The 18,990-nt window shown below is 43.4% G+C and carries 15 protein-coding genes; all 15 read right to left on the bottom strand.

The genetic code is table 11. The features are described 5' to 3' along the window. Positions 1-80: 80 nt before the first annotated feature. The 15 genes from rpsO to D0469_RS02060 all read right to left on the bottom strand — a co-directional run bounded on the left by rpsO (position 81) and on the right by D0469_RS02060 (position 18,831). Positions 81-350: a 30S ribosomal protein S15 gene (gene rpsO, locus D0469_RS02130; protein WP_101593931.1), complete on the bottom strand. Its 270-nt coding sequence runs from the start codon at positions 348-350 to the stop codon at positions 81-83. Between the two features lie 131 nt (positions 351-481). Then, positions 482-1,432 carry a bifunctional riboflavin kinase/FAD synthetase gene (ribF, locus tag D0469_RS02125; protein ID WP_117325013.1) on the bottom strand — a complete coding sequence of 317 codons (951 nt, stop codon included), beginning with the start codon at positions 1,430-1,432 and terminating at the stop codon, positions 482-484. 367 nt (positions 1,433-1,799) lie between these two features. Beyond that, positions 1,800-2,714, bottom strand: a complete 915-nt coding sequence (gene truB / locus D0469_RS02120; protein ID WP_117325012.1) for a tRNA pseudouridine(55) synthase TruB — start codon at positions 2,712-2,714, stop codon at positions 1,800-1,802. A gap of 157 nt (positions 2,715-2,871) precedes the next feature. Beyond that, entirely contained in the window at positions 2,872-3,243 is a 372-nt protein-coding gene (gene rbfA / locus D0469_RS02115; RefSeq protein ID WP_117325011.1) for a 30S ribosome-binding factor RbfA, read from the bottom strand. Between the two features lie 17 nt (positions 3,244-3,260). Beyond that, positions 3,261-3,539, bottom strand: coding sequence for a DUF503 domain-containing protein (locus D0469_RS02110; RefSeq protein WP_117325010.1), 279 nt, complete (start codon positions 3,537-3,539; stop codon positions 3,261-3,263). Further along, positions 3,536-5,764, bottom strand: coding sequence for a translation initiation factor IF-2 (infB, locus tag D0469_RS02105; protein ID WP_117325009.1), 2,229 nt, complete (start codon positions 5,762-5,764; stop codon positions 3,536-3,538). The genes D0469_RS02110 and infB overlap by 4 nt, the downstream gene beginning before the upstream one ends. 21 nt (positions 5,765-5,785) lie before the next feature. Beyond that, positions 5,786-6,088, bottom strand: coding sequence for a YlxQ family RNA-binding protein (locus D0469_RS02100; RefSeq protein ID WP_101593918.1), 303 nt, complete (start codon positions 6,086-6,088; stop codon positions 5,786-5,788). Continuing rightward, positions 6,085-6,369, bottom strand: coding sequence for an RNase P modulator RnpM (rnpM, locus tag D0469_RS02095; protein ID WP_117325008.1), 285 nt, complete (start codon positions 6,367-6,369; stop codon positions 6,085-6,087). The genes D0469_RS02100 and rnpM overlap by 4 nt, the downstream gene beginning before the upstream one ends. Before the next feature lie 16 nt (positions 6,370-6,385). Further along, complete coding sequence (gene nusA / locus D0469_RS02090; RefSeq protein WP_117325007.1) at positions 6,386-7,507, bottom strand: transcription termination factor NusA; 1,122 nt, start codon at positions 7,505-7,507, stop codon at positions 6,386-6,388. A 39-nt stretch (positions 7,508-7,546) separates the two neighbouring features. After that, positions 7,547-8,020: a ribosome maturation factor RimP gene (rimP, locus tag D0469_RS02085; RefSeq protein ID WP_117325006.1), complete on the bottom strand. Its 474-nt coding sequence runs from the start codon at positions 8,018-8,020 to the stop codon at positions 7,547-7,549. A 495-nt stretch (positions 8,021-8,515) separates the two neighbouring features. Further along, a complete protein-coding gene (locus D0469_RS02080) occupies positions 8,516-12,835 on the bottom strand; it encodes a PolC-type DNA polymerase III (RefSeq protein WP_117325005.1) in 4,320 nt (1,439 codons plus the stop codon). A gap of 187 nt (positions 12,836-13,022) precedes the next feature. Then, entirely contained in the window at positions 13,023-14,729 is a 1,707-nt protein-coding gene (locus D0469_RS02075) for a proline--tRNA ligase (RefSeq protein ID WP_117325004.1), read from the bottom strand. A 199-nt stretch (positions 14,730-14,928) separates the two neighbouring features. Then, on the bottom strand, positions 14,929-16,188 hold the full coding sequence (rseP, locus tag D0469_RS02070; RefSeq protein ID WP_117325063.1) for an RIP metalloprotease RseP: 1,260 nt from the start codon (positions 16,186-16,188) through the stop codon (positions 14,929-14,931). 21 nt (positions 16,189-16,209) lie between these two features. Next, positions 16,210-17,361 (bottom strand): 1-deoxy-D-xylulose-5-phosphate reductoisomerase, encoded by a 1,152-nt coding sequence (locus D0469_RS02065; protein ID WP_117325003.1) that lies wholly within the window; start codon positions 17,359-17,361, stop codon positions 16,210-16,212. A gap of 681 nt (positions 17,362-18,042) precedes the next feature. After that, complete coding sequence (locus D0469_RS02060) at positions 18,043-18,831, bottom strand: phosphatidate cytidylyltransferase (RefSeq protein WP_117325002.1); 789 nt, start codon at positions 18,829-18,831, stop codon at positions 18,043-18,045. Positions 18,832-18,990 lie beyond the last annotated feature (159 nt).

The raw sequence follows: 18,990 nt of genomic DNA, 5'->3' as shown, positions 1-18,990 counted from the left end.
TACCCAGTCTAATCCTATTATGTACGAAAAAAACATCAGTTAACAGCAAAAAAGCGGGAAATTTCCCGCTTTCTTGAAGATTATCGGCGTAGACCTAAGCTGTTGATAAGGTTACGGTAACGAGTAACGTCTTTGTTACGCAGGTACGTAAGAAGATTACGGCGTCTACCTACCATTTTAAGAAGACCGCGACGTGAGTGGTGATCTTTTTTGTGAACGCGTAAGTGATCGTTCAGGTTATTGATTTCCTCAGTAAGAACTGCGATCTGAACTTCTGGAGATCCAGTGTCAGTTTCATGAGTTCTGTACTCAGCGATTAGTTCATTTTTACGTTCTTGTGTGATTGCCATTTGCAATTACCTCCTAAGATTTCTTTTAAAAATCACCGGTTACCGAGCCAGCGACGGAGACTCGACTAGCCAAGCAACGGTTAAATTTCTAACATACTATAGCATACATCTTTTTGCCGATAAAAGCAAGTTTAATCAGCGATTTCCCTAAAGTAATCCTCAGCTCGCCTCTTATCAGTATGTATTTGGCTGACAAGTTCTTGGAGTCCGTTAAACTTCTGTTCATTGCGCAGATATTTATGCCATTCAAGCTCTACCATTTCTCCGTAAATATCTCCGGAAAAATCAAGCACATGGACTTCTACGGACGGCTGATCGGGCTGTACTTCATGGAATGTCGGCTTATATCCTACATTGCAGACACCTAGATACCAGATGCCTTTAATCCTGATTTTTACTGCATAAACGCCGGTTGCAGGCAAAAGATAATTTTGGTCGAGGCCAAGATTGGCTGTAGGGAACCCAAGTTTGCTTCCTCGTTTCTCACCATGGATTACTTCTCCGCATGTTGTATAGAAACGGCCTGTCAGGGCCTTGAACTCGTCCATGCGACCTTCTTTTAATACTGTTCTCAGCCGGGTTGAACTGATTTTTTCATCTGCAAGGGAATGTTCTTCAACCACCGTATGAGTAAACTTTGAACGTGAATGAAATGGCATCGTTTCCATCGTTCCTTTCCCCAGCCGGCCATAGCTATAATCAAAACCGGCAACAACATGCTTTACATTCAATGCAATAATATACCTGTCTACAAATTGCTGAGGGAGCAGTTCTGCAAATGCCTTTGTAAACTGGACAATGAACAGATAATCAACACCGAGCTGCTCCATTATGGCTGCCTTGTCCTGAATTGGCGTAATGTAATGTACATGCTGTACATCCCTGCCAAGGACTGCTGAAGGATGGGGGTCAAACGTCATCACACCCGTTTTCAGACCTTTTGCTTCCGCTTCCTGTTTGGCACTCTCTATAACCTTCTGATGCCCAAAGTGGACACCATCAAAAAAGCCGAGCGCCAAAACTAGCGGTGGAAAAGCATCGGCTGTAAAATCATGAGGATGCTCTATTTTTATTACTTCCACATTCCATTCTCCTCTTATATAGAAAAGCGTAAGCGCCCAGACCAAGGACTGGCACGTCCTGTGCCAAACGTCTAAGCCAGCACATCGTGACAGAGGAAGAACGGCTAAGATCGCCACGTCCTGTGGCAACGCCGTTCTGACCCACGTTGTGAAAAAAGGAACGTCGACTAAGTTCTGGCACGTCCTGTGCCAAACGCCGACGCCAGCACATCCTGTGCAAGTCCGGCAAGCAGAAGACAAGCGCTGACAGAAAGCGCTTTTTGCCTTCCGAAGCGATTGGTTTATGACCAAGGTTGCGATGGCCTTTGATCGCAACAATCGAGGGGTTGGGCGCTGAAGCTAGACATTGGTAAATATAAAAATTTATTTATTCGTTCCTTAATACTTTTACAGGTTTCATTAAACCATTTTTCAAAGGATGCTGCTGATAAATAGCCAGCGCCATTTCACCTGAAATTAGTACGAAGGGCATTCCTTTATCAACTTCATAATCATCAGGAAGAGGCAAAACCGCCCCATTTTTTACTTTCTCTGCTACTGTATCACTAATCAAAAATTTGGGCAAATGAAGCAACCCGGTTTCTAAAGGATAAAGAAGGCTCTCCACTTCCCCTCTTTCAGCGCTTGCTTCAATCTTTTCAAAGGAAACGCAATCTTTAAGTGCAAATGAGGCCGAACGGGTTCGGATTAAATCAGACATATGGGCAGGAAAGCCCAGCTTTTCCCCAATCATTACGGCAAGTGTCCTGATATAGGTTCCTTTGCTGCATTTCACCCGGAATCTGAACGAAATCGACTCTCCTTCAAAAGACTCCCGTCCATCCAATAGCTCTATTTCATATATCGAAACAATTCTAGACGGCCGTTCCACATCAATACCGGCCCGGGCATATTCATATAGCTTTTTTCCGTTAACTTTAACGGCTGAAAACATGGGCGGAGTTTGTGTAACCTCTCCCGTTAACGATTTGAGAACTTCCAAAACAGCAGTTCTCGACAGCGGGGCATCAATCTTTTTTTCTGCAACAATATCTCCGCTGGAATCTTCGGTCGTTGTTGCTGTACCAAGGGTTACTTCACCTTCATATTCCTTACCGGCATCAGTTATATATTCTGCAATTTTCGTGGCTCTTCCAACACAAATCGGCAAGACACCGGTTACATCCGGATCAAGCGTCCCCGTGTGGCCAACTTTCTTAGTTTTCAATATTTTTCGCAGTTTAAAGACACAGTCATGGGAAGTCATGCCTTTTGGTTTTAACAGGGGAAGAATCCCTTCCATTTCTAGCCGCCTCCGTTCTTACTATAAAAAGGATTTAAAAACAAAAAACCTTGCCAAACAAATGAGTGGCAAGGTTTTTTCTATTCATCGCTTCGAAAAAAAGCCTCTCACAGCGTGTGAGTTCTCATCTTTTGCGAAGCAACTATTGAACTTCGGCCTATTTATCCTTATCTTCCTGGGCAGGCTTATCCTCAGAATGAATCTGATGAATCAGAGTTTCAATCCGGTTACCATAATTGATGGATTCATCGAATTCAAAAAGAATTTCCGGAGTTTTACGGAGCCTGATTCGCTGCCCGATTTCCGAACGGATAAAACCTTTCGCCTTTGCAAGGCCTTTTAGAGTATTTTCTTTCTGTTCTTCATCACCAAGCACGGAAATATAAACGGTAGCCTGCTGAAGGTCACCTGTTACAGCCACATCTGTTACTGTAACAAAGCCGATCCGTGGATCTTTTATTTTCCGTCCAATAATTTCGCTCAATTCTTTCTTCATCTGTTCACCAACACGATTTGAACGAACGCTCATAAAATCACCCCGCCTAATTAAAGCCATTCTATATCTGTTATAGTGCGTTCCAATTCAGGAAACGAATCAAGATAATCCAATGCGCTCTGAATTTCCCTTTCGGTGGAGGCTTTAGAGGACGTAATGGCAACAACGCCAATTTTAGTCCGCTGCCATACGTCCTGAAAATCAAGCTCAGCAACCGAAACGTTATACCGCTGCTTTAGACGTGTAATTACACGCTGCAGTACGGCCCGCTTTTCCTTTAAAGACTGCGCCTCATGTATGATGCATTCACACTCGGCTAAAAGAATCATGCGCGTTCTACTTCCTCCATGACGTAAGCTTCAATAATATCGCCTTCCTTAACGTCGTTGAAGTTTTTGATTGTAATCCCGCATTCATAGTTTGTCGCAACTTCTTTTACATCATCCTTAAAGCGTTTCAGAGCGTCAATTTGACCTTCAAAAATAACTACACCTTGACGGATAAGCCTTACGCCGCTGTCACGGGTGATTTTGCCATCCGTAACGTAAGAACCTGCAATGGTACCGACTTTGGAGACTTTAAATGTAGTGCGGACTTCTGCCTGACCGATAATTTTCTCTTCAAACTCAGGGTCAAGCATACCCTTCATAGCTGCCTCAATTTCATCGATTACTTTGTAAATAATGCGGTGTAAACGAACATCAACGTTTTCAGATTCAGCTGCACGTTTAGCATTTACATCCGGGCGTACATTAAAACCAATAACAATGGCATTTGAAGCAGTTGCCAGAATAATATCGGATTCCGTAATAGCTCCCACGCCAGTATGGATAATTTTCACCTTCGCGCCTTCTACTTCAATTTTCCGAAGAGATGCGGCAAGCGCTTCAGCAGATCCCTGAACATCAGCTTTCAGGATGATGTTTAGTTCTTTCATTTCCCCTTGTTTCATCTGTTCAAACAAGGTATCAAGCGTAACACGTGATTTTTCATTGCGTTGGGACTGAAGCGTGACCTGCGCTCTAGCTTCTCCGACCTGGCGGGCAGTTTTCTCATCTTCTACTACAACGAAGCGATCACCTGCCTGCGGAACTTCATTTAGCCCAGTGATCTCTACAGGAGTTGAAGGGCCAGCATCCTTCACACGGCGGCCAAGATCATTTACCATTGCACGGACACGGCCGAACGAGTTTCCGACTACAATCGGATCACCCACGCGAAGCGTTCCATTTTGGACAAGCAATGTTGCTACTGCGCCACGGCCTTTATCGAGCTGGGCTTCAATTACGGTTCCGTTTGCACGGGTTTTCGGATTTGCTTTATACTCTTCTACTTCTCCGACAAGAAGAATCATTTCAAGCAAGCTGTCGATTCCTTCACCTGTTTTCGCAGAGATTGGTACAAAGATGGTATCTCCACCCCATGCTTCAGGTACAAGTCCATGCTCTGTTAATTCCTGCATAACACGGTCAGGATTGGCCGCTGGCTTATCAATTTTATTAACCGCAATAATAATTGGTACCTCAGCAGCTTTAGCGTGATTAATCGCTTCCACTGTTTGAGGCATAACACCATCATCAGCAGCAACAACAATAATTGTAATGTCAGTTACTTTTGCACCGCGGGCACGCATAGTTGTAAATGCTGCGTGTCCAGGTGTATCAAGGAAAGTAATCTTCTTATCGCTGACTTCAACTTGGTAAGCACCAATATGCTGCGTAATTCCCCCTGCTTCACCTTCTGTTACTTTTGTGTTGCGGATGGAATCGAGCAATGTTGTTTTACCATGGTCAACATGTCCCATGATTGTTACGACAGAAGGACGCTCCACAAGATCAGCAGCCTGATCATCTGTCACATGTGATTCAAGATCTGTAATATCAACAGGGATTGTTTCTTCTACTTCCACACCATATTCACTTGCAATTAATTCAATTGCATCTTTGTCAAGAGACTGGTTTATTGTAGCTACGACGCCAAGCATAAACAGCTTCTTGATAATTTCAGAAGGCTCTCTATACAGCTTCTTGGCTAATTCAGCAACTGTTAAAGATTCTGTAAAAGTAATTTTCTTCGGAAGCTCTTTCACTTTTCTTTGAACAGGTGCCTGCTGCTGGTAGTTAGATTTTTGCTTGTTTCTGTTATTTTTATTTCTATTATTGTTGTTATTTCCTTTATTAAACACTCTGGATTCTTTGGATCTGTTCTCCTGAACCGTCTTTTTGCCAACAACCGGCTTAGCAACCGCTTTTTTCTTTAGCTTCTGCGTGTTTACTGTGTTATCGTCGCCTTCATCCTCATATTTGTCGGGTTTGGGTTCAGTGTTTTCAGCAGGCTTTGGGCTTTCCTGTTTCTGCGGATTATTATTTGGAGAAGGTTTTTTCTCTTCTTTTGCCTTTGGATTATATGTGTTATCAAGCTTTTGTATTGTAGAATCGTCTAAAGCTGCCATATGGTTTGATACCTCGATATTCATGTCTTTTAGTTTCACAATAATGTCCTTACTTGAAACATTATGTTTTTTTGCATATTCATATACACGTATTTTGGTCATACGTTACACCCCCGTTAAAAATTAATCGAGCAGCGTCAGAAGTTTACGTGCAAATCCCTCATCCAGAACAGCGACAGTCACCCGGGCATCTTTTCCGATTGCCTGCCCTAAAACTGTCCGGCTTTCTATTCTCTTTAAAGGGACATTGTAGAATGCACATTTATCGGAGATTTTTTTCTCTGTATTTTTCGAAGCATCCAGCGAAAGCAGAACCAGCTTTGCGTTTTTGCTCCTTACTTCCTTTACCACCAATTCCTCTCCAGAAATCAGCTTTCGCGCCCGACTTGCCAAACCTAATAGAGAAATCCATTGCTCCTGTTTCATTTGGTAGAATGATTCTCCTTTTCAACCATCTCCAGCAGCTGTTCGTAGAGGGAAGGATCAATTTCCGCACTTAAATGATTGGCAAGGGTATTCTTTTTCTTTGCTAAAAGAATGCTCTCCCTGTCCAATGACAGGTATGCCCCGCGACCCGATTTCTTTCCGGTTGGATCGATGGACACTTCCCCTTCTTTAGAACGGACAATGCGGATCAATTCCTTCTTCGGCTTCATTTCGCCGGTAGCTACGCATTTGCGCATTGGAATTTTTTTGCGGCTGTTCACACCTGTCACCTCTTACTTATTCATTATCTTCAGAAAACTCGTCGTCTTCCAGGCTTTCTCTGCTCAATAGGAAATCCTGTTCTTCAACAGGGTAAATTCCTGCATTACGTGCCTCTGTTTCATTCTTAATATCAATCTTCCAGCCTGTCAATTTAGCGGCAAGGCGGGCATTTTGGCCTCTTTTACCGATTGCCAGCGAAAGCTGATAATCAGGAACGATTACTGTAGTTGCCTTATCCTCTTCCTGAACCAGCACCTCAACTACCTTAGATGGACTAAGTGCATTAGCTACAAAAACAACAGGATCTTCAGACCACTTAACAATATCAATCTTTTCGCCCTTCAATTCATTTACAATTGCCTGGACACGCTGGCCTTTTGGCCCTACACAAGAGCCAACTGGATCTACTTCCTCATTTTCGGCGTGAACGGAAATCTTTGAACGGTCGCCGGCTTCACGGGCAACAGACTTGATTTCAACTGTTCCGTCAAAAATTTCAGGAACCTCTATTTCAAACAATCGCTTTAAAAGCCCTGGATGTGTTCTAGAAACGAAGATTTGCGGGCCTTTTGATGTTTTTTCCACTTTAGTAATAAATACCTTAATCCTGTCATGCGGCTTGTATTTCTCGTTTGGCATTTGCTCGTTAATCGGCAAAAGCGCTTCGATTTTCCCAAGGCTAACATAAATAAATCTGGAATCCTGGCGCTGGACGATACCAGTCATGATGTCCTCTTCACGATCGATGAATTCGGAATAAATGATGCCGCGTTCTGCTTCACGCACACGCTGAGTAACCACCTGCTTCGCAGTCTGTGCTGCAATCCGTCCGAAATCCTTTGGAGTTACTTCCATTTCGACTACATCTTCAATCCGGTAATTCGGATTGATCCGCTTTGCCTCTTCTTCTGAAATTTCAAGACGAGTGTCGAATACTTCATCCACTACTTCTTTACGGGCAAATACTCGCATCGAACCAGTTTCCAGATTTAAATCAATGCGAACATTTTGTGCCTGGTTAAAATTCCGGCGGTAAGCGGATATCAATGCGGCTTCAATGGCCTCAATCAAGACGTCCCTAGAGATGCCCTTTTCCCTTTCCAAAATCATAAGAGCATCCAATAACTCACTGCTCATGGTAGATCCCCCTTCAACGATCATTAATTACTGTAGTTTTTAAGAGAAAGTAACAGCCAGCCTTGCTTTAGCGACCTTGTCATAAGGAACTACAACCGTTTTTTTCCTCGTTTTAATTCTCACTTCAACGGTGACTTCGCTGCCATCAAAAGCAGTCAATACACCTTCAAATTCCTTCTCACCGTCAATAGGCTCATATGTCTTTATGTAAACATTTTTGCCGATTGCCTTTTGAAAATCCTTATCCTTCTTTAGCGGTCTTTCGGCTCCCGGAGAAGAAACCTCCAAGAAATAATTTTGAGGAATAGGGTCGAGTTCATCCAATTTTTCACTGAGCCGTTCACTCACAATGCCGCATTCTTCAATATCAACACCGGCATCCTTATCAATAAATACGCGAAGGAACCAGTTTTTCCCTTCTTTCACGTATTCTACTTCGACTAATTCAAGCCCCAGTTCATCTACAACCGGTGTGACAAGCTCTTCTACGATTTCTGTAACCTTTTTGCTCATATGGTCCCTCCATACCTGCTTTACTCATTAATAGTGATGGATAGAATGAATAAAAAAAAAGCTGATTACAAAGACGAAAGAGTGGGTTTCCCCACTCTTTTCCTTGGTTTATCTTAAGTATTTCCAATAAAAATATACCATAACCAAGATTATTATGCAAACCGGAAAAGCGGAAGTGCAACTAAGGAACGTCGGCTAAGGTCTAGCACGTCCTGTGCCAAACGCCGACGCCAGCACATCCTCACAAAGCTAACGCTTTGTTTCGTGCGATGTATCGCTGCCGCAGCATTCCTTGTCCTGTGCAAGTCCGACAAGCATAAGACGGATTCCGCAGGAAGGCGGCTTATGACCTCGAGGCCGACTAAAACCGCCACGTCCTGTGGCGACGTCGGCACTAGCACGTCCTGTGCGTCGGGGCTAGGCGCTGCAGTCAGACATCTGTCCAGGTGAAAAGCATGTTTCCATCGATAATCGAGAAACAGTGTATTTCTACCATTAAAACAAGGATAACTGATTCTGGTCCGGCAGTGCTTCCAGGCAGCCATGCTTGTCTAGGTATTCCAAAATTGTTTTTGAAACTTTCCCCCGTTGCTGCAAGTCTTCTTTTGATAGGAATTCCCCATCCTCTCTTGCACGGACTATGTTCAATGCAGCGTTCGTTCCAAGCCCAGGGATTGAATTGAAAGGCGGAATCAGCGAGTTACCTTCAATGATAAACTCTGAAGCGCTTGATTTATATAAATCGACCTTTTTAAAGGAGAAGCCGCGTTCACATGCTTCTAGAGCAAGCTCCAGTACTGTCAGGGTATTTTTTTCCTTTGTAGAAGCTTCAAGCCCTTTTGCACTGATTTCCTCAATTTTAGCCCGGATTGCCTGTGACCCTCGTACCATTGCCTCAATTTCGAAGTCTTCGGCACGTACTGTGAAGTATGCAGCGTAATAAAGCAAAGGAAGATGCACCTTAAAATATGCAATCCTAACTGCCATTAATACATAAGCTGCTGCGTGAGCCTTAGGGAACATATACTTAATCTTTTTACAGGAGTCAATATACCATTCAGGTACTTGATTCTTGCGCATTTCAGCTTCGAATTCCTCAGAAAGGCCTTTCCCTTTACGGACAGACTCCATTATTTTAAATGCCAGCGATGGCTCAAGTCCCTGATAAATTAGATATACCATAATATCATCTCGGCAGCCGATAACTTCGCTCAACGTACAAATGCGATTATGAATAAGCTCTTGAGCGTTTCCAAGCCATACGTCCGTTCCATGGGAAAGACCGGATATCTGCACAAGCTCAGAGAAAGTAGTTGGTTTCGTGTCTTCCAGCATCTGACGCACAAAACGGGTACCAAATTCAGGAATTCCAAGCGTGCCTGTTTTACACATAATCTGGTCTTCCGTTACTCCAAGCGATTCAGTTCCGCTGAAGATCTTCATTACTTCCGGATCATCTGTCGGAATCGTCTTAGGATCTATCCCGCTTAAATCCTGAAGCATTCTGATAACGGTTGGATCATCATGCCCGAGAATATCAAGCTTTAACAGATTGTCATGGATAGAATGGAAGTCAAAGTGGGTAGTTTTCCATTCTGATGTTTTATCATCGGCTGGAAACTGAATTGGTGAAAAGTCGTAAATTTCCATATAATCTGGAACTACGATAATCCCTCCAGGATGCTGGCCGGTAGTCCTTTTAACACCTGTACAACCGGCAACCAAACGGTCCACTTCAGCACCCCTAAAATGCATGTGATTATCGGAAGCATAGCCCTTTACATAGCCATAGGCCGTTTTTTCAGCTACTGTTCCAATTGTACCTGCTCGATATACATAATCTTCACCAAACAGAACCTTTGTGTAATTATGCGCCTTTGGCTGATATTCTCCCGAGAAATTCAAGTCAATATCAGGGACTTTGTCTCCTTTAAAGCCTAGGAAAGTTTCAAAAGGTATATCATGACCGTCCTTTTTATATTTTATTCCGCAATGAGGACAGTCTTTATCTGGGAGATCGAAACCGGAACCGACTGAGCCGTCATTGAAGAATTCCGATTTTTTGCAAGTCGGGCAGACATAATGCGGCGGCAAAGGATTGACCTCTGTAATCTCAGTCATCGTCGCAACAAACGATGAACCTACGGATCCACGAGAGCCGACCAGGTAGCCATCATTAAGCGATTTTTTTACAAGTTTATGAGATATGAGATATATTACAGCAAACCCATGGCCAATTATGCTTTTTAGCTCCTTTTCAAGGCGTGCTTCTACTATTTCGGGGAGCTCATCACCATAAATGCTTCGGGCCATTTTATAGCTCATTTCCCTCATTTCCTCATCTGCGCCCTCAATCTTTGGAGTATAGAGGTCATCTTTTATTGGCTTTATCGGCTCTATCCAATCAGCAATCTTATTTGTGTTTTTTACAACAATTTCTTTCGCCTTTTCAGATCCAAGAAATGAAAATGCTTTTAGCATTTCATCAGTTGTCCGGAAATGGACATCCGGAAGCTTATGGCGGTTCAGCGGATTAGCGCCTCCTTGTGAGCCGACAAGAATTTTCCGATAGATTTTATCGTTAGGATCCAGATAGTGGACATTCCCTGTTGCTACGACAGGCTTGTCCAGTTTCTCCCCCAGCTTGATAATATTCGAGATAATTCCCTCTAGGGATTTTTCATCCCTTACATATTCCATTTCTATCAGGTGGTTATAAACCTCTTTAGGATGAACTTCTAGATAATCATAAAATTCGGCGATTTGGACAACTTCATCAATTGGCTTTTGCATCATTCCTTCAAAAACTTCACCCTTATCACAGCCTGAACCGACAAGTATTCCTTCACGATGCTTTTGCAGCACAGAACGCGGAATTCTTGGCACCCGGTAGAAATACTCTAGATGAGAGATCGAGATAAGCTTAAACAGGTTTTTAAGTCCAATATCATTTTGTGCCAGCAATGTGCAATGGGATGGCCTGGATCGCTGGTATGCTGTCCCTCCGCCCATATTATCGTTTAGCCGATCATGGTATTCGATACCCTTTTCAAGCGTATCCTTCAGCATCTTTAGAAGCAAATAACCAGTTGCTTCAGCGTCATAGATTGCCCGGTGATGCTGGGTCAATTCAATATCAAATCGTTTTGCCAAAGTATTAAGACGGTGGTTTTTCAGATCAGGATAAAGAAATCTCCCTAATTCAAGCGTATCAATAACCGGATTCGCAGCTTTTCCATGGCCAATTTTTTTATATCCTACATTCAGGAAGCCCATATCAAAGCTGGCATTATGTGCAACTAGGACTGAATCCTCAGCCCAATCCTTGAAGCGCTGAAGCACCTCTCCCACTTCTGGAGCGTTCTCAACAAGGTCATCCGTAATGCCCGTCAAGTCAATCGTTGTAGCGGACAAAGGATGATGCGGATTTGCAAACGATTCAAATTTATCGATGATTTCACCGTCTTTAATCTTGACAGCGGCAAGCTCAATGATGGTGTCATATACTGCTGATAACCCGGTCGTTTCCACGTCAAAGACAACGTAGGTATCTTCCACCAGCAGTCTGTGAGCTTCGTTATAGGCAATTGGCACGCCATCATCGACTAGGTTAACTTCAACACCATAAAGGATTTTAATATCATTCTTTTTTCCAGCACCAAATGCTTCCGGAAAGGACTGCGCAACAGCATGGTCTGTAATCGCTATTGCCTTATGGCCCCACTTCTTTGCCTGGGCGACTAAAGCGCTGACCGAACTGACAGCGTCCATTTGGCTCATTGGTGAATGAAGATGGAGCTCGACGCGTTTTTCGCCTTCAGGTGCCAGATCCTGGCGGCCTGATTTGCTGATTTCATTAATGTCGTTGGCAATCATTACTAAATCACGTACAAACGTATCATTTTGAATGCTGCCTTGGGCTCTGACCCACATACCTTTCTTTACTCTTTCAAGCAGAGCTGCATCCTCTTTATCACGGGAGAACATTTTTACCATAATTGAACTTGTATAGTCGGTTACCTTGAAGGTAAGCAATGTACGTCCGCTGCGCAGCTCTTTCGTTTCTGCATGGAAGACATAGCCCTCAATCGCAATCCGGCGTTCTTCATCCATAATCTGCTCGATCCTGCGGAAGTCTGCGTCATCCTTGATGGTATAGCCGATCTTAACTGGCCCTTCATGCTGGCTGTCATCCTTGCCTTTTTCACTTTCCTTCTTTTGCATTTCAACAAGGGCAGCAAGTCCTTTAGCTTCATCTTCTTTTTTCTTTTCCTCAAGGAATTGCTGATAATCTTCCCCGGGCGAGGATGCAACCTCAGCATCCAGTGTGAGAGGCGGAAAGCCGTAGCTTGCGTATATATTAGAAATAATTCCAGAATATTTGCGTTTCAGCTGCCCAGCTTCAGCTTCATTCCGGGCTTTTACTACAAGTTTATAGCCCGTAACTGTTGGCTCCTGCTCGTTTAGGAGCGATAGCAGTGCCGGTGAAATACCCTCAAGCTCGCTGATGCAGCCCTTCCAATATTCTTTGATTAATTGTTCTGTTACGACTGGATTTAATACATTAACCCTGAACGAAACAGACGCTATATGTGCAAATGCACTCATAAGATGCATGGACAGACGGGTATATACACTGCATGGAATCAGCTCTTGCAGGCGAAAAACAAAATGCCATTTTTTAGATTCTCTTTCAATCGATAGCTTCTCAATTTCAGCACCTGAAAAAAACTTTACGAAAGCATCCTCCGTTAAATCCAGCTGCTGGAGCAAGAGTTGAAATCTCTCTCTTCCGTTTTGTGGATTTGAATCCATTCCCTCTCTCCTAACCTAAAAATCTCTTTTAATTCAGAGGTAATTATACCATACCCAATTAAAATTCTTAGATGGTTTATCCTAAAAACATGACTGCAAAAATATCCAATACACCGCAGCCACTACTGGAAATCAAAAACCCCCGCCAAAATAAGGGCAGGGATCGAATGTATTAATTAATATAATCTTATCGATTCGAAATGAACTTTTCAATAACAGCAGGGAGTTCATCTTTATGAAGCTCAAGGACCTCACCGGTCTTACGGATCTTCATTTCCACAATACCCTCAGCTGCTCTTTTGCCGACAGTGATTCTAACAGGAATTCCAATTAAGTCTGAATCTGCGAATTTCACGCCAGGTCTTTCCTGCCTGTCGTCGAACAATACTTCATAGCCACTAACCTTCAAACTGCTATATAATTCTGAAGCCAATGACGACTGTATTTCATCTTTTATATTAACAGGAATGATGTGCAGCTGGAACGGTGCAAGATTTGCCGGCCAGACCAATCCTTTTTCATCATTGAATTGCTCAGCAACTGCCGCAAGAGTACGAGAAACTCCAATTCCATAACATCCCATGATCATTGGCTGAGTACGCCCGTTTTCATCCAGGAATGTTGCCTGCATCGCTTCGCTGTATCTTGTTCCCAGCTTGAAAACATGCCCAACCTCGATTCCCATTGCAAATTTAATGGTCCCTTCGCCATCCGGGGACGGATCGCCCTCCTGGATAAAACGGAGATCTTCAAATTTCACATGTGAGAAATCCCGGTCTGAATTCACATTCACAAAGTGGAAGTCCTCTTGGTTTGCACCGCAGACACCATTTACTACCGCACGAACCGCATGGTCTGCCACAATTTCAATGTTATCTCCTGAACCAATTGGGCCCAGTGATCCAACAGCACAATTCATCGCTGCTTTTGTTTCTTCAGGAGTCGCCAAGTCAACTGTTCCTGCGTTAAACAAATTTTTCAATTTAATATCATTAACTTCATGGTCCCCCCGCACGAGAACCAGAACCAGCTTTTCGTCTATACGGAAAAGCAGGGACTTGATGCAGCTTTCCGGGCTTACCTTTAAATATGAAGATACTTCCTCAATGCTTTTTTGGTTCTCAGTGTGAACCTTTTCCAATTCCCGGTACGGCTCATCAGCTTTCTGATAAGTGGCCGTAACCGGCGCCATTTCAATATTAGCAGCATAATCAGATGTATCGGAATAAGCAATAGTGTCTTCTCCAATATCAGAAAGAACCATAAATTCATGAGTATCCTTACCACCCATTGCACCTGAATCAGCGATTACTGCCCTGAAATTTAGGCCGCAACGGCGGAAAATATTTGAATAGGCAGTAAATAATTTATTGTACACCTCATCAAGACTTTCCTGATTAGCATGGAAGGAATATGCATCCTTCATAATAAATTCACGTCCGCGAAGCAGTCCGAACCGTGGACGTTTTTCATCCCTGAATTTCGTTTGGATTTGGTAAAGCGTCAAAGGCAAGCGCTTATAAGATTTAACCTCATCACGAACAAGGCTGGTAATTACTTCTTCATGAGTTGCACCAAGAGCAAAATCACGCTGGTGGCGGTCCTTCATTCTCATAAGCTCCGGTCCGTATGTATACCATCTTCCGGATTCCTGCCACAGTTCAGCTTGCTGCAAAGCAGGCATTAACAGCTCAACAGCCCCTGCTCCATCCATTTCTTCACGTACAATTGCTTCAATTTTTTGCAATACTTGCCTGCCTAAAGGCAGATAGCTATATATCCCGCTGGAATTCTGCCTCATGAAACCGGCCCTTAGAAGCAGTTGATGGCTTTTTACCTCTGCATCCGCCGGTACCTCTCTTAGAGTCGGGATTAACGTCATACTTTGCTTCATTTATTAGCACCTCTTATGAAATAGTCCGAAAAAGATCTTTTTAAAATTATAGCCGATTGGCGTGTCTGGTAAAAGCCGAAAGATAATCCTGGTTAGCCTCCAACTACTCTGCAATTTGTAATAAATACAAACTTTTCATCCGCCAATAAGAAACCGGACTTGAAAAATATCGCCCCAAGTCCGGCTACTTTTCATGTTCCTATAAGAAAAACCGCTGAATATCATTCCATGTTACAACCAGCATCAGCAGCATTAGCAAGGCAAAGCCAATAAAATGCACCAATCCTTCTTTTTGCCTGTCGATAGGCTTTCCTCTCAAAGCTTCCACCAGGAAAAACATCAGTCTTCCGCCATCCAAAGCAGGTATTGGTAAGAGGTTCATGATGCCTAGATTAATGCTAAGCACCCCAGCCCATTTCATTAGGTAGAAAAAGCCAGACTTTGCAACTTGCTCTGTTGAAACATATATTCCAACAGGGCCTGACAGTGCATCAATAGAAAATTGCCCAGTCACTAGCTGTCCAAGCATCACGAAGATTTGTTTTGTCCAAAAATATGTTTCTGTAAAACCATATGAGATAGCTTTCAAAGGAGATTTTTCAACCGGCGGATAGACACCTATCACCCCAATTTTTTCTCCTTCCCGCTCAATTTCCTTAGGTGTAACAGGAACTTCAAGCGTTTTGCCATCCCGCTCAACCACAAATTCTATTTCTTTGCCAGGGTTTTGCTGAATCGTTTCTTGGATATCAGCCCAGGAATTGACCTCCTGCCCGTTGATGGATTGGACTGAGTCTCCTCCCTTTAACCCTGAGGCAATAGCCGCCCCGTCGGTGGTTAGCTTTCCAAGCTTGGCCTCATTTACTACAACACCTTGGAACAATCCAATAATGATAAATACTACAATTGCCAGAATGAAGTTCATCATCGGTCCGGCAAAAATGGCCATCGTCCGTTGTAGAAGTGTTTTAGAAGCAAACTGCCTGTTATACGGAGCAATTTGGGTTGGGACTCCATCTTCCACCACTACTGCATCAGGAAGGAGTGAGTATGAGCGCAACGAATTATCATCGCCCTCTTCGTATCCTTCAATTCTTAATTTATGTTCAAGATCGGCAGCTTCCACATCAATAATAACAGCATTTGGGTATTTTTCTTTGTTATTGACAATAATTTTTTGAACCCGGCCTTCCCTATCGAGCAGCAATCCAACTCGGTGACCCGGTTTAATTTCAACCGTTTCCGGATCTTCGCCTGCCATCCTGACAAATCCGCCAAGGGGAAGCAGCCGGATTGTATAAATTGTTTCACCCTTTTTGAAGGTAAAAACCTTAGGACCAAACCCGATCGCGAATTCCCGGCAGAGGATGCCGGCGCGCTTTGCAAAGACTAGGTGTCCTAGTTCATGGAAAAACACCAGAGCCCCAAAAATTACTATGAAGGAAATCACCGTTTCCAAAGATTGCACCTGTTAACCACCTCATTTTAATAAAGTTTGAATATAATTTCTTGTTACAGAATCAGAAGCTTGAATGGCGTCTAATCCTGGGTTGTAGATAACCTGATGCCAATCCAAAGCGTTGGCGATCAAACTCTCAATGTCAAGAAAAGAAATTTTCCCCTTAAGGAAAGCGGCAACTGCTTCCTCATTTGCAGCATTTAGGACGGTAGTCATTGTACCGCCAGTCCTGCCAGCGTCATAAGCATATTTTAAGCAAGGAAACCGTACAAAATCCATTTTCGAAAAATGGAGACGGCCAATTTCAGAGAGATTCAAACGCTTTGCTGATGGGAGCGGCATTCTTTCAGGAAAAGTTAGTGCATACTGGATCGGCACTCGCATATCAGGTGTCCCTAACTGAGCAATGACACTGGTGTCTTGAAATTCCACCATTGAATGGATAATACTTTCTCGATGGAGAAGCACATCGATTTTATCGTAATCAATTCCAAACAGCCAGTGTGCTTCAATCACTTCCAGGCCTTTATTCATCATTGATGCAGAGTCAATAGTGATTTTTGCACCCATGGACCAGTTGGGATGGTTTAATGCTTCTTCTACTGTTACCCCTTCGAGTTCTGCACGGTTCCTGTCACGGAAACTGCCTCCAGAAGCGGTGATAACCAATCGTTCAATATCTTTTTCCTGCTCGCCTTGAAGTGCCTGAAAAATGGCTGAATGCTCACTATCTACAGGAATCAGCTTAACTCCCGCCTTTCGGGCCTCACTGGTAACAAGATGACCTGCGGTAACCAGCGTTTCTTTATTGGCAAGCGCAATATCCTTGCCAGCTTCGATTGCCTTTAAAGTAGGCTCAAGTCCAACACTTCCAATCACAGCATTTACCACAACTTCCGCCTCACTGTAGGTGGCTACCTCTGCCAATCCATCGCTCCCGTACGTAAAAGTAATATCAAGATGAGAAAACTCCGCCTGAAGGGCTGTACAGTCTTCTTTTGACTGGACGGATACCATGCTGGGCTTAACAGTGGATACTATATCCCTTAATAATCCTAAATTTCTCCCTGCGGATAAAGCAACAATCTGAAATTGATCGGAGTGCTCCCGGACAACATCAACCGTTTGTCTCCCAATTGACCCGGTTGCTCCCAATAAACTGATCTTCTTCAAAAAAACAACTCCCTAATTGAAATACGCATGCACCCTTTAGTGGAAGGACGGCTAAGTTCGCCACGTCCTCACAAAGCTGACGCTTTGTTTCGTGCGATGTTTCGCTGCCGTAGCAATCCTTTCCCTGTGGCTGCGCCGCCTGACAAAAGGAACGCCGACTAAGTTCGCCACGTCCTGTGCAAGTCCGACAAGCATAAGACAAGCGCTGGCAGAAGACGCTTTTTGCCTTCCGGAGCGATTGGCTTATGACCTCGAGGCCGGCTTGAAAGCCACGTCCTGTGCGTCGGGGCTGGGCGCTGGAGCGAGACACTAGTATACATACAATAAGTAAAACAACATACCTGTTAGAAATGCGAAATAGTATGGGCAGGCATGCAGAAGTGATTTGCTAATTACCAAGGTTGTCATGGCACTTGGCCAAACCTCCGAACCAGCAATAGCAGGTACTGTGGAACGGGATGCTGCTAAAATAGGCTAATCCAATTAAGTTAACATTTAATCATAAAGGAATATCTAGCACCTGATCAAAGTCCTTAACCAGAACCTGGCTACAATGTTAAGCTAACTTAGGTTGCGATACAGTTAGCTCCTCAAACAAATTGTGATAGCCCTTAGAAACTACACCGTGAAGGAACAGGGTGCGAAACCGCTCCTATGTTTTACGTGTTTGCTTGTACAATGTTATAGCAAATGAAGCAAATGAAGCAGTGGCAAAATAAAAATCATACTGTCCATTCTGTCCAATATTCCTCCATGTCCTGGAATTAGGTTTCCTGAGTCCTTGACACCGTAATGACGTTTATACGCTGACTGAACAAGGTCTCCCATTTGTCCAAAAATCCCAATAAGGACACTCATGGCAAATAATTTTGCAGCGGAAATATCAATCGAAGTGAATAGGAAGAAAATCGCTCCAACAATTAATGAGAAGAGGATCCCTCCAAGAAAACCTTCAACAGTCTTATTAGGGCTGATCTCAGGCCAAAGCTTTCGTTTACCGATAGAACGTCCTATAAAATAGGCGCCTGAATCGGTTGCCCATATTGAAAACAGTGCAAAGAATACATATATTAAGCCTTCTTGCCTTGTTTCATAAAAATAATAAAAGCCCAATCCACAATATAAAACCGAAAGGACTACAAAACCGGCATCATCAAAAGTGAACTGGTTTTTTGAAACAACTGAAAAAATCAGCATCAGCAATATGCCCCAAAATAAAACATGTGTTTTTGAATAATCCGCTTCATCCAGGAAGTCCGAAAAAGGCTCTGGAAGCAATATCAGCCATAGCAACAGAAAGGAAACTGCAGAAATAGCTGAAAGGACAGGAAGCTTTTTCATACGAAATAATTCATATAACCCAATTGTAGCAAGTAAAAATACCAAAAACAAAAATGGGAGCTTGCCATATATAACAATAGGTAAAAAAATGGCAGCAGCAACAACTCCCGAAACAATGCGTTGCTTCATTTATACGAATCCTCACCTTCAAAAGAAAAGCGCAAGCGCCCAGGCAAAAAGACAGCTAAGGTACCACGTTCTGCGGCACCGCTGTCCAGACCCTATTCCTGACAAAAAGAACGTTGATAAGCTCTGGTATATCATGGGCTTCGGGACTTTATTTCTCTA

Source organism: Peribacillus saganii (genome assembly GCF_003429095.1).
In the GTDB taxonomy this organism is placed as follows: Bacteria; Bacillota; Bacilli; order Bacillales; family DSM-1321; genus Peribacillus; species Peribacillus saganii.
Note: the sequence above shows the minus strand (reverse complement) of the source record. Positions and strands in the feature narration are given on the sequence as shown.